General features: G+C 30.5%; 10 protein-coding genes. All 10 read right to left on the reverse strand.

The window, feature by feature from the left end; genetic code table 11:
* Positions 1-43: 43 nt before the first annotated feature.
* The 10 genes from Q3287_RS10260 to celB all read right to left on the reverse strand — a co-directional run bounded on the left by Q3287_RS10260 (position 44) and on the right by celB (position 13,345).
* Positions 44-1,210, reverse strand: coding sequence for an amidohydrolase (locus Q3287_RS10260; protein WP_407964039.1), 1,167 nt, complete (start codon positions 1,208-1,210; stop codon positions 44-46).
* A gap of 143 nt (positions 1,211-1,353) precedes the next feature.
* Positions 1,354-3,495 carry a Tex family protein gene (locus Q3287_RS10265; protein WP_054268722.1) on the reverse strand — a complete coding sequence of 714 codons (2,142 nt, stop codon included), beginning with the start codon at positions 3,493-3,495 and terminating at the stop codon, positions 1,354-1,356.
* 146 nt (positions 3,496-3,641) lie between these two features.
* A protein-coding gene (prfB, locus tag Q3287_RS10270) for a peptide chain release factor 2 (protein ID WP_187130378.1) occupies positions 3,642-4,749 on the reverse strand; the annotation gives its coding sequence in 2 pieces (ribosomal slippage) (positions 3,642-4,673 and positions 4,675-4,749; 1,107 coding nt in all).
* Positions 4,750-4,763: 14 nt separating this feature from the next.
* Positions 4,764-7,439, reverse strand: a complete 2,676-nt coding sequence (secA, locus tag Q3287_RS10275) for a preprotein translocase subunit SecA (protein WP_054268720.1) — start codon at positions 7,437-7,439, stop codon at positions 4,764-4,766.
* A gap of 131 nt (positions 7,440-7,570) precedes the next feature.
* Positions 7,571-8,122 (reverse strand): ribosome hibernation-promoting factor, HPF/YfiA family, encoded by a 552-nt coding sequence (hpf, locus tag Q3287_RS10280; protein WP_054268719.1) that lies wholly within the window; start codon positions 8,120-8,122, stop codon positions 7,571-7,573.
* Between the two features lie 550 nt (positions 8,123-8,672).
* Entirely contained in the window at positions 8,673-9,347 is a 675-nt protein-coding gene (locus tag Q3287_RS10285; protein WP_219673442.1) for a copper homeostasis protein CutC, read from the reverse strand.
* A 2-nt stretch (positions 9,348-9,349) separates the two neighbouring features.
* Positions 9,350-10,399, reverse strand: a complete 1,050-nt coding sequence (locus Q3287_RS10290; protein ID WP_407964040.1) for a Sapep family Mn(2+)-dependent dipeptidase — start codon at positions 10,397-10,399, stop codon at positions 9,350-9,352.
* Positions 10,400-10,445: 46 nt separating this feature from the next.
* Complete coding sequence (locus tag Q3287_RS10295; RefSeq protein ID WP_407964041.1) at positions 10,446-11,405, reverse strand: N(4)-(beta-N-acetylglucosaminyl)-L-asparaginase; 960 nt, start codon at positions 11,403-11,405, stop codon at positions 10,446-10,448.
* 76 nt (positions 11,406-11,481) lie between these two features.
* Complete coding sequence (locus Q3287_RS10300; protein WP_054268715.1) at positions 11,482-12,000, reverse strand: GrdB-related putative oxidoreductase; 519 nt, start codon at positions 11,998-12,000, stop codon at positions 11,482-11,484.
* A gap of 10 nt (positions 12,001-12,010) precedes the next feature.
* A complete protein-coding gene (gene celB / locus Q3287_RS10305) occupies positions 12,011-13,345 on the reverse strand; it encodes a PTS cellobiose transporter subunit IIC (protein WP_054275587.1) in 1,335 nt (444 codons plus the stop codon).
* Positions 13,346-13,368: the final 23 nt, after the last annotated feature.

The following is a 13,368-nucleotide window of genomic DNA, read 5'->3' on the forward strand; positions in this document are numbered from 1 at the left end:
TCCTTACACTCTTATATTAGTTAATTTTTTAATAATTGTCAAGTTATTTTTTCTCATATACTATTTTTCCATTTATTATAGTGTAAATCACATTACTTTGAATCTCTAGTGGGGAATTATCCCATATTACTATGTCTGCATCTTTACCAACTTCTATAGAACCTACTTTATCTTCTATTCCTAAAGTCTTAGCTGGATTTATTGTAATTGATTCTATTGCCTTTTCTTCTTTCATACCATGTTTAACAGCTATGCCTGCACATATTGGAAGATATTGAACTGGTATCACTGGATGGTCTGTCATTATACATACATCAAGACCTGCATTTGAAAGTATTCCAGCTGTATTAAATGTCAAGTTTCTAAGTTCAAACTTAGACCTTTCTGATAAAGATGGGCCTACTATTACAGGAAATCCTTCTTCTACTAATTCTTCTACAACAAGATGACCTTCTGTACAATGGTCTAATGTAAGTTTTAAGTTAAATTCTTTTGCAATTCTTATTGCTGTAAACATATCATCAGCTCTATGAGCATGTGCCTTAAATGGAATATCTCTCCTCAATACAGGTATTAAGCTTTCCATTTTTATATCATATTCAGGCTTTTCACAGTCTTCATCATCATGGCTCTCATATACATCAATATCCTCTAGATATTCTTCTGCTTTTTTTAAGTTCTCTCTAAGCAAAGCCGCTATAGCCATTCTAGTCTGTGGAGATTTATCATCTTGACCATAACAACTTTTTGGATTTTCTCCAAATGCTATTTTAGATGCAACTGGATTTTTTATTACCATTTTGTCAATTCTTCTTCCATATGTTTTTATGGCTATACATTGACCGCCCATAACATTTGCACTTCCAGGTGTTGTACATACAGAAGTTATACCACCTTCAAAAGCTTCTTTAAATGTTCTATCCATTGGATTAATACCATCTATAGGATTTAGTTGTGGTGTTATTGGGTCAGTTTCTTCATTTCCATCTGCCCCTTCAAAACCTATGCCATCTTCCCATAGCCCCAAATGAGTATGAGCATCTATAAATCCAGGGAACACAAGTTTATTACTTGCATCTATTATATCAACATCTAAAGGTGCTATTAGATTTTCCCCTATTTCTATTATTTTTCCTTCATCTATAAGGATATCTCCTTGAATTATTCCATTTGTTACGGTATTTATTTTACCATTTTTTATAAAAATCATTCATTTTCCTCCTGATTTTCAAGACTCTCGTACTTCTTTCTAACATTGTTTTTTACAATATAATTTTACACTTTTTAATACTTATATATTCTATAAATCATACTTACAAATATAGTATCAACAACAAACATACATAAGCTTATTTATTTTTTCATTGATAGAGCTACTCTCTTTTTATTTAAGTCAATTCCAATAACTTTTACATCGACTATATCTCCTACTGTAACAATACTCATAGGGTCTTTTACAAAGCTATTACTCATTTCTGATTTATGGACTAATCCATCATTTTTTATTCCGATATCTACAAATGCACCAAAATCTACAACATTTCTTATTGTACCTTTTAAAGACATTCCTTCTTGTATGTCTTCAATTTTTAAGACATCAGTTCTAAGAATAGGTTTTATTCCTTCTTCTCTTGGGTCTCTTCCTGGCTTTTTAATTTCAGATATAATATCTCTTAAAGTGACTTGACCTACTTCCAGTTTTTCACTTAATTCTCTCAATCCAATCTCTTTTATTTTCTCATCTATTTCTTCTATATTTTTATTTTTTATATCATTTAAAGAGTATCCTATTATCTCAATCATTTTTTTGCATATATCATAACTTTCAGGATGCACACCTGTATTATCTAGTGGGTTTTTACCATCTAAGATTCTCATAAATCCAGCACATTGAGTAAATGCTTGAGGTCCAAGTCTTTTTACTTTTTTAAGTTGTACTCTTGATGTAAAGTCTCCATTTTCTTCTCTATATGCTATTATGTTTTTTGCAATGGCCTTACTTATTCCTGCAATATGCTCTAGTAGAGAGTATGATGCTGTATTTAAATCTACTCCAACACTGTTTACAGAATCTTCAACAACACCATCTAGTACTTCTTCTAGTCTCTTTTTATTTAAATCATGCTGATATTGACCTACACCTATACTTTTAGGGTCTATTTTTACAAGCTCTGCTAATGGGTCTTGTAATCTTCTAGCTATAGATATAGCTCCCCTTATTGATACATTTATATCTGGATGTTCTTCGTTCGCAAGTTCAGATGCCGAATAAACAGAGGCTCCAGCTTCACTAACTATAACATATTGTACTTCCCTATCTATCTCTTTTATCATTTCTGATACAAAAGTTTCTGATTCTCTAGATGCAGTACCATTACCGATTGAAATTATATCTATATCATATTTTTCAATCAATCCTTTTAAAACTTTCTTTGCCCCTTCCACATTATTTTGAGGGTCTGTTGGGTATACTGTTGTATAATCTAATAGTTTACCATTTTTATCTACTATAGCTATTTTACATCCAGTTCTAAATGCGGGGTCAAATCCCATAACTACCTTGTCTTTAACTGGTGGTTGAAGCAATAAACTTTTAACATTTTTTCCAAATACACTTATAGCTCTTTCTTGAGCTATTTCTGTTAAATGATTTCTTATTTCTCTTTCTATTGATGGAAAAATTAATCTTTTATAAGAATCTTCTATTGAGCTTACGATTTCTTCTTTATTTTTGAAATTTTTATCATTTACATATTCATTTATTATGTAATTTAAAACTTTATCATTATTTATTTCTAACTTAACTTTTAAGAAGTTCTCTTTTTCTCCTCGATTTATCGCCAAAACTCTATGTGGAGCCATACTCTTCACTGCTTCATTATAATCATAATACATATCATAAACTGATTTCTCATCAGTAGAACTTTTGCTAACTATCATGCCTTCTCTTAAAGCTAATTCTCTTATATATTTTCTAATCTTAGCATCATCTGAAACTAATTCTGCAATTATATCTCTCGCACCTTTTAATGCATCTTCAACAGAGAGAACTTCTTTCTCCTCATCAATATAATTCTTTGCTTCTATTTCTATACTATCTAGACTATTCTCTAGTATTGACAATGCTAAGTTTTCTAATCCCTTTTCCTTAGCTATTATTGCTCTAGTTCTTTTCTTTTGTTTATATGGAGCATAGATATCTTCTACTTCTTGTAATGTCTTTGCTTTTTCTATATTTTTTGTTATTTCATCTGTTAGCTTTCCTTGCTCATCTATTAGTCTAACTACATCATCTTTTCTACTTTGAAGGTTTCTTAAATACATCAATTTTTCATGAAATTCTCTTAGTGTGACATCACTCATCTCACCAGTCATTTCTTTTCTGTACCTAGCTATAAATGGTATTGTATTACCCTCATCAATAAGTTTTAATGTATTGTTTATTTGCTCATCTCTAAGATTAAATTCTTTTTTTAAGATTTGATTTATATCCAATTTTTTCACTCCTAATGTTATTTTTTTCATAAGTATAATAATAAACAGAACGAAGGCTGAGGGTTGTCGTCCTCAGCCTAAGTGCTGTAAGTGCATAGTAAGCACTAACCTTCTTATACATATCTCTTAATTACAGTGCATATTTATTAAACTGTTTTATTCATTTTTAAGTATTCATTAATAAATAGGTCTATATTTCCATTCATTACACTATCTACATTTCCAAACTCAGCATTTGTTCTATGGTCTTTAACCAATTTATATGGTTGAAAAACATATGACCTAATTTGACTACCCCATGTTATTTGTGAATATTTCCCTTGTATGTCTTCTATTTTTTCTTTTTGTTCCAATTCTTTTAATTCTATCAATTTTGCCATCAAAAATCTCATAGCTCTATCTTTATTTAGATGTTGAGACCTCTCATTTTGACACTGAACTACTACACCTGTAGGGATATGTGTTATTCTAACTGCTGAATCAGTTGTATTTACATGTTGCCCTCCAGCTCCAGATGCTCTATATGTGTCTATCTTTAAATCTGATGGATTAATTTCTACTTCTATGTTCTCATCTAGCTCTGGTGTTACATCTATAGATGCAAATGAAGTATGTCTTTTTCCTGATGGGTCAAAAGGAGATATTCTTACCAACCTATGAACACCTTTTTCACTCTTTAAGTATCCATAAGCATTTGTTCCCTCTACAAGAATTGTAGCTGTCTTTATTCCTGCTTCAGGGTCTGATATTATATCTAAAAGCTTAACTTTATAGCCCTTGCCTTCTGACCATCTTATATACATTCTCAAAAGCATCTGAGCCCAATCTTGGGCATCTAATCCACCTGTTCCAGCGTTTATAGATAATATGGCATTATTTTTGTCATATTCTCCACTTAGAAGAGTTTTTATTTTAATTTCAGATAATTTTTCTTCTATTGATTCTATGGACTTTTCTATATCCTTTTCTACAGAATCATCCTCTTCTTCTAGACCTATTTCAATTAATACTTCTATATCTTCTAATAAATTTTTTAAGCTTTCATATTCTTCTAGTGTCTCTTTTAAAGATTTATTTTCTTGAAGTACTCTTTGAGCAAACTCATTATCATTCCAAAAATCCTGTTTGTTCATCTTTTCTTCATTAATCTGCATCTTTTCCATCAATGAAGCTATGTCAAAGAGAAACCCTCAATTCTTCTAAATTTGAAGCTATTTGCTCCACGCTATGTCTATACTCTTGTATCTTTAACATTTAATCCTCCAAGATTATCTACCACAACAGTTTTTATATTTTTTACCACTTCCACAAGGGCATAAGTCATTTCTTCCAACTTTTTCATCTTTTTTAACTGTTTTACTTGTTGGAAGTGTCCCATCTGATGGTGAAGATAGATTTTCAACATCTACAACTGCTTTTCTTTCCACTGGAGTTTCTATTGTTATATTAAATAAATATCTTACAGTATCTTCTTTGATATGTTTATTCATTTCATCAAACATGTCAAAACCTTCCATTTTATAAGCAATAACTGGGTCCTGTTGACCTACAGCACGAAGACCGATACCTTGACGTAATTGGTCCATAGCATCTATATGGTCTATCCAATGGTTATCAACAGCTTGAAGTAAGATTACTCTCTCAACCTCTCTCATTCTTTCATAGCCTACTTGTTCTTCTTTTGAAGTGTATATCTTCATAGCTATTTCATAAACTTTTTCTGTTATTTCAACTGGATTAAGTTTTTCTATTTCTGGTATCTCTATGCTACCTTTTGGTAAGAACAGATTATACATATGCTCTTTAAATCCATCTTCATCAAACCCTTTATCTTGTGTATAAAGAGTCACAGCTTCCTCTATTATAGAATGAGTCATTGACTGTATTTGCTCTTGTAAATCTTCGCCTTCTAATACACGCTTTCTTTCTGCATATATTATTTCTCTTTGTTTATTCATAACATCATCGTATTGAAGTACATGCTTTCTTATTCCAAAGTTTTTACCTTCAACTTTCTTTTGTGCTCCTTCAATAGATTTAGATAATATTCTATGTTCTATTGGCATATCTTCTTCAAGACCTATTTTATCTACAATTCCAGATATCCTATCACTTCCAAACAATCTCATAAGGTCATCATCAAGACCTATATAAAATCTTGAACTACCTGGGTCACCTTGACGACCAGCACGACCTCTCAACTGGTTATCTATTCTTCGAGATTCATGTCTCTCTGTACCAATTATAGCAAGTCCACCTGCTTCTACAACTTGTTTTTGTTCTTCTTGTGTTTGTTGTTTAAACTTTTCAAATAGTCTTTCATACTCCGCTCTAGCTTCAAATAGAGTCTCATTACCTTTTACAGGTATACCTTCTATTGGAGTATCTACCCTATTTACTATTTCCTCTTTAAATCCATTTCTTCTCATTTCTCTCTTAGTTAAGAAATCTGGGTTTCCACCTAAAACTATATCTGTACCACGACCAGCCATATTTGTAGCTATTGTAACAGCGCCTAATCTACCAGCCTGTGCTATTATCTCTGCCTCTTTATCATGATGCTTAGCATTTAATACTTCATGTTTAATGCCTTTTTTCTTTAATATTTGTGATAATAATTCTGATTTTTCTATCGATACTGTACCTACAAGTATTGGCTGATTAACTTTATGTCTTTCAATTATTTCTTGTGCTACAGCATTAAATTTACCTATTTCACTTTTGTATACAGAATCTGGTAAATCTTCTCTTACCATAAGCTTATTGGTAGGTACTTGGAAAACGTCCATTTTATAAATTGCTTTAAACTCTTCTTCTTCTGTTTTTGCTGTACCAGTCATACCAGAAAGTTTTTTATACATTCTAAAGTAGTTTTGGAATGTTACAGTAGCTAGTGTTTTAGATTCTCTTTGTATTTTAAGACCTTCTTTAGCTTCTATTGCTTGGTGTAAACCTTCTGAATATCTTCTACCAAACATAAGTCTACCAGTAAACTCATCAACTATTACTATTTCTCCATCTTTAGCAACATAGTCAACATCTTTCTTCATTATTACATGTGCTCTTAAAGCCTGATTTATATGATGGTATAACTCTGTATGAGATATATCAGTTATATTATCAACATTAAAATATACTTCTGCCTTTTGTATACCTGATGCTGTTAGAGATACCGCCTTGTCTTTTTCTTCTAATTCGTAATCATCTGGTTTTAGAGTTAACACAAATGTATTTGCATCTGAATATAAGTGAGTTGATTTGTCGCCAGGCCCAGATATGATAAGTGGTGTTCTAGCTTCATCTATTAGTATAGAGTCAACCTCATCCACTATAGCATAATTTAATCCTCTTTGAACTCTTTGCTCTTTGTGTATTACCATATTGTCCTTTAAGTAGTCAAATCCGTACTCATTATTTGTACCATAAGTTATATCACAATCATATTGCTCTTTTCTAACTTTTGGATTTTGACCATGTATAATAACACCTACACTCATTCCTAAAAATTCATATATTTTTGCCATTTGGTCTCTATCACGTTTTGCAAGGTAATCATTTACTGTTACAACATGTACACCTTTTCCTGTAAGGGCATTCAAATAAACAGGAGCAGTTGCAACCAAAGTTTTACCTTCACCTGTTTTCATTTCGGCTATTCTTCCTTGATGTAACACTATACCTCCAACCATTTGGACTCTATAGTGTCTAAGTCCTAACACTCTCTTAGAAACTTCTCTAACTACTGCAAAAGCTTCTGGAAGTATATCATCTATACTTTCATTATTTGCTAATCTTTCTTTAAATATATTTGTCATATTTTTAAGTTCCGAGTCTGCCATAGATTCAAATTTAGGTTCTAATGAATCTATTATATCAACAGTTTTATTGAACTTTTTTAATTCTTTTTTATCTGCCATGTTGAATAAATTATCCATAAAGCTCATATTTTACATCTCTCCTCGTTCTTTATTGTACTATTATTCATTTTACCATAAAAACTATACTTTTAATATTAATTTAAAAAGCTATCGATAATTTATTTATCGATAGCTAATATGATTAAATCTAAATTGCTTTATTCATGTTCTATTATACCATATCCACCATTATGACGCTTATAAACTACTGCTATTTCATCTGAATCTATATTCTTGAACATATAAAAGTCATGTCCTATTAACTCCATTTGTAATACAGCTTCTTCTTCGCTCATTGGTTTAACACTAAATTTTTTACGTCTTTGAATTACTAATTCTTGATTTTCATCCCCATAATCTTCTTGCTCATCAGCTAGATTTATTTCTGCATCTTGGAATCTTATGCTCTTGTTGTCTTTATGTTTATCTTGTAATCTCTTTTTATATTTTTTTAATTGTTTACTTAATTTATCATATACAACATCTATAGCTGTGTATAAATTTTCCTGCATATCTTCTGCTCTAATTATAGGACCATTTACAGTAGCTATTGTTACCTCTATTTTTTGTCTTGCTTTTTTAGCACTTACTGTAACTTTTACATCAGTGTCTGGATGAATGTAATTATCTAACTTACTTAGTTTGTTTTCGATTTTACTTTTTATTGCATCAGTTAATTCGATTTGTTTTCCAGATATAATTATGTTCATAAGTACATCTCCCTTCAATTATGCCAGTATAAGAAAATTTATACTTTAATAATATATTCTACACGAACTTTCATAATCCTCTTTTTATTATTAACTTTTATGATTTTTTATATTCAATTGATAGAATTATTTATCATTTTTAGTTATTTAAAAACTTATGTGGATTAATATTATTACAACTACCTGTGGATAATGTGGATAAAATTGTTAATAACTCTTGTATTTGTTTATTTAAAGCTATTTTTGCTACTGTTTATATCCACAAATATCTCCATTAATTGTTTATTAATATGTGAATTCATGTCATAAGTTGGTAATTTTAGGAAATTATATGTATTATATGCCGTTCGACTTTTATAAATCTTTTATAAATATAAACCCTCTAAAACCTCCATATTTTATTTTTTCTTTCATTATTAGTATTCAAGACTATATAAAAGTAGTAAAGCACCTCCAACAATAATTTCATACTTAATACCTATTATCATGCATATACCCAAATTATAATTAACTCACACTCATTATTTAGATTAAATATTTAATGTTTGTATTATTTTGAAATTATATTTACAAGCTGTTTAAGTTTTTGTTTATCTATATCTTCAAAAGGACTGTTATTTATTCTAATAGCTGTACCAAAATGAAAATTGCTTGCTTTAGTTAATTCCTTTATCTTCTCTATATTATTAAAATTAAGTCCTCCACCTAAAAGAATTTTTATATGATTAGAATTAAGTATCATATTATTTATTGTTTGTATGTTATCAACTATATTGCCCTTTCCACCTGATGTTAATATATTTGTAATTTTATTATAATCCTTCAAAATTTTAATACTATCCATTATACTTGATTCATCTATAGCTCTATGAAATGTAACATCAAGATTATCACAACATTCTAACAAAACATTTAAATTTTTTTCATCTATGTTATTGTTTTTATCTAACATACCAAATACAACTCCATTAGCACCAATATCTTTAATTATGCTTATATCTTTTTGCATGATTGTTATATCTTCTTCACTATAAGTAAAACTTTTTGCATGATGTCTTATCATTACATTCACAGGTATCTTTACACTGTTAACAACTCTTTCTATAAGACCAAAACTTGGTGTCAATCCACCTTCAGTTAAAGCACTAACCAGCTCTATTCTATCTGCGCCACAATCTTCTATAATTTTAGCGTCTTCTACTGTCATTCCTATTATCTCTAACATAATTACTCCTTCGCCAATTCATATATTGCATTTGCAAATATCTTTGCATTTAAAATTATATCTTCTATATCCATGTATTCATCAGGATTATGAGCTATTCCTTTTTGTCCTGGAAATGAAGGTCCAAATGGAACTATATTTGGCATTACTTTTGCATATGTACCTCCATTGGTTGTTACTGGAGTTCCATCTAATAATGTAACTCTTTCATATGCTATCTGAAGTTTTTTAATAAGCTCACTCTCTTTATCAAAATATACAGGATTAAAATTAGAAATTACTTCTACTTCAATACTATTTGGAAAACTAAATTTTATTTCATCTAATACATTTTTTAGTTTATAACTAAAATCGTATTTTACCTTTATATCCAATATAATATCACTATTCTCTTTATTTAACTCTTTATATGTAACAAGCATATTTTCAGACATGTTTTCTATAAAGCCTAAAAATGTGTCTTCATAGGTATTTTTGCTTTTGATTCTAATCTTTGCCATTCCTTTTTCACCATATACAACAGGATACTTGCAATCTGGTGTAAATCCCATAAGAGGAGCTTTTTCTTTTTCTAAATAATATGGTATATCTTCAAATCCACTCTCTTCGTTTGTACCAAAGATTATTCTAACTTTTTTATCTAAATCTAAAGCCAATTCTTTAATAGCATACAATCCATATAAAGCAGATATTATAGGTCCTTTATTATCTAATACTCCTCTACCATAAATTCTTCCATCGACTTTTTCTCCTTTATAAGGTTGATACTCCCAACCTTCACCTTCATGTACAACATCTACATGACCAATCACGCAAATGTAATCTTCACTCTCTCCATATTCTGCGTAACCGATATAATTATCTAAGTTTCTAACCTTAAATCCCAATTTTTTTGATATTTCTAATGCTTTATTAAGTGCTTTACCTACTTTTTCGCCAAAAGGGAAGCCATTTTCTGACTCCCCTTTAACACTAGGTATTTTTACAATATCTATAATATCACTTAATAAGTCTTCTCTTAATTCATCTACTTTATTATTTATGATATTCATAAAAATCTCCTTATTATAAAAAACTCTACATTATTATATGACTGATTTATTCTTTCACTTCTATTGGAGCTTTTATTCTAGCTTCATATGCTTCCATCCATTCATTTGATATAACCTTATGTATAGTTTTCCCATTCACTCTATTTGAAATATAGACTGTAGGTGCTTCTTCCTCAGTTACTACTGAAAAAGTAAAATCAGCTATATTTGTAGCTACTCCCCATTCGCCCTTATTGTTCATGGCGACTAGTGATAAATCACCAGCTTTCCCTCTTCTTTTAATAAGCTGTTTATCAAGTTCATTTACTGCTATATCACAAGCTTCTTGTGGATGTTTTCCTTCTTTCATAAGTCTAACTATTTCATAAGATATACATCCCTTCATCAAGTCTTCTCCTAGACCAGTAGCTGTAGCTCCTCCTATACTACTATCAACAAAAAATCCCGAACCTGATAGTGCAGAATCTCCTATTCTGCCTCTTTTCTTCATAAATAATCCACTTGTTGAAGTAGCTGCACACATCTTCCCATTTTTATCTAAAGATATCATTCCAACAGTATCATGACCCGAATATGGACTTAATCCCTTGTCTAAAGTTTCTTTTTTTCTCTTTTTATAATGCAACTTTGCTCTGTCAGTCAACATATTTTTTCTTTCAAATCCATTTTTATGGGCATACTCTTCAGCACCTATTCCGACCAAGAAATTATTTACCTTCTCATAACTAAGTTTTCTTGCTATGCTGACAGGATTAGAATAATCCCTTATCCCAGCAACTGCTCCAATATCTAATGTATTACCATCCATAAATGCAGCATCAAGTTCTACCTCACAGTTTTCATTTGGAAGTCCTCCATAACCAACTGACTTATAGAATGGATAATCTTCGACTCTTCTTACAGCAAGCTCTACTGCATCTCCTGCTTCCATACCTTTTTTCAAACTCTCTGATGCCTCAGTTATACCTTCTAGAGCCATTCTCCATGTTGCTATCATTCCCCACATGTCAAAATTCCCCTCCTTATTATATAGATTCTAATAATCTGTTTTCATTATAAATATTATATTACTTAGATTTGTATTAATAACAAAATTCTTCTCTCATTAAAGTTATATCCTCTTTATTTGCCATTGATTTTGCTAATTTACATATGTTGTTTAATGAATCGTTAAGCCCAATCCCACCTTTTTTTGGTGTTTTAACTATACATATATCATTTCTATATTCGTTTATTATATCTATATTTTCTTCTGACATAGCCGCAAACGCTGATATATCAGTCTTATCATTTATATTTTTGCATAATATAGCTGACATCTTAGAAAAATTTTCATAATTGAAACTTGGACCACAAATTACTACATCAGGATTTAATTTTTTTACCATGGCTATCATTTTGTTTGTTACATCTTCTTCGTTATTTATAAAAAATTCGTCTCCACAAAATAATGTAGCTATTACTTTAGAATCATCTAAAAATGGTTCCATCATTATACCTGGACCTAATGGGCTTGATTTTCCAGCAGGAGGTATATTATTTTTTTCTTTTCCTCCAGCACCAGCTTGTATTTGATCCAATATCATAACTATTTTTTTCATAATATTCCTCCTATAATACTAAATCATCAAAAGATATATCATCATCTTCCTCTTCAACATTTGTCTTTTCTTCTCTCAAATATTGTTTGTCCAACATTTTTATAAATGGCATATACATAAATATTCCTAGTACAAGAAGTGCTAATTGTAAGACAGCCCCTTGCCATCCTGTTGTTAGAAATCCAGAGAATATAATTGGAGTTGTCCATGGTAATTGGACTCCATTTGTAAGTGGTACCAAACCTGCTGACATACAGAAATAAGCTATTATTATATTTATTGTTGGAACTATTGCAAATGGTATCAATAATATTGGGTTAAGCATTATTGGTAGACCAAATATCAATGGCTCATTTATACCAAATATTCCTGGTAAGATTGATAATTTTCCCATTGACTTTATACGTTTACTTTTACATATTAATAACATGGCTATGACTAATGATAGTGTACTACCTGCTCCACCAAATGTTGCAAACATATCTTGGAATTGACCAGTTATTATGTTTGGTATTTTTGAACCAGCTTGAAATGCAGCTAAATTTTCAGCTGATAAAATCTTTAATATAGGATTATATACAGCTCCAACAACACTACTTCCATTTATTCCAAAGAACCAGAATAAGTGTAAGAATATGTAAGCGATTGCCATAGCACCCAAGCTATTTCCTAGTTTTAACAATGGCATCTGTAAAAATTTAAATATAAATTCATGTATACTTCCATATGGCGTAGCTTCAAAGGCTATCTTAACTAAAAAGAAGACTATCATAACTATTGCACTTGGTATTAATGCAGCAAATGATTTTGATACAGTTGGAGGAACTCCATCTGGCATTTTTAATGTCCATCCTTTTTTGACGACTGCTGCAAATAATTTTACAGAAGTTATTGCTGTTATCATACCTACAAACATTCCTTTAGAGCCCATCCACCCTAGTGGTATTCCTGTGACCATATAAACTGATGTTGTTCCTTCTGGTGTATATGGTATCACAAATGGTGTTACTATAAAAAAAGCAACTATTGCAACTGCTGCTGATGCTATTGGGTCTACATCTATTTGTTTTGCATAAGAATATCCAATTCCTAGAACTGCAAGTAGAGTCATTACTTCAAATGTCGCTATAGTTGGTTGTTGTAATTTGACAGCCCAATCTGAACCAAAAATTTGGCCTACAAATTCATCCCATCCTTTTATCGGAAAATTTGCTACCAATAAAAATAACGAACCTATTATTAATAATGGTGATGATACTAAAAAACCATCTCTAATTGCAATTAATAATTTATTTTTACCTATTTTCTCAGCCAATGGCATAAGTATTCTTTCCAATTTATTCATCTATCCACCCTCATTTCCAATTA

The sequence above is a fragment of the Clostridioides sp. GD02404 genome (assembly GCF_045898275.1).
Lineage (GTDB): Bacteria > Bacillota > Clostridia > Peptostreptococcales > Peptostreptococcaceae > Clostridioides > Clostridioides difficile_A.

What these genes read in the sequence shown, in the direction of transcription:
- Q3287_RS10260 (WP_407964039.1), bottom strand. Translation starts at nt 1,210, where the DNA reads ATGATTTTTATAAAAAATGGTAAAATAAATACCGTAACAAATGGAATA.
- secA (WP_054268720.1), bottom strand. Translation starts at nt 7,439, where the DNA reads ATGAGCTTTATGGATAATTTATTCAACATGGCAGATAAAAAAGAATTA.
- hpf (WP_054268719.1), bottom strand. Translation starts at nt 8,122, where the DNA reads ATGAACATAATTATATCTGGAAAACAAATCGAATTAACTGATGCAATA.
- Q3287_RS10285 (WP_219673442.1), bottom strand. Translation starts at nt 9,347, where the DNA reads ATGTTAGAGATAATAGGAATGACAGTAGAAGACGCTAAAATTATAGAA.
- Q3287_RS10290 (WP_407964040.1), bottom strand. Translation starts at nt 10,399, where the DNA reads ATGAATATCATAAATAATAAAGTAGATGAATTAAGAGAAGACTTATTA.
- Q3287_RS10295 (WP_407964041.1), bottom strand. Translation starts at nt 11,405, where the DNA reads ATGTGGGGAATGATAGCAACATGGAGAATGGCTCTAGAAGGTATAACT.
- Q3287_RS10300 (WP_054268715.1), bottom strand. Translation starts at nt 12,000, where the DNA reads ATGAAAAAAATAGTTATGATATTGGATCAAATACAAGCTGGTGCTGGA.
- celB (WP_054275587.1), bottom strand. Translation starts at nt 13,345, where the DNA reads ATGAATAAATTGGAAAGAATACTTATGCCATTGGCTGAGAAAATAGGT.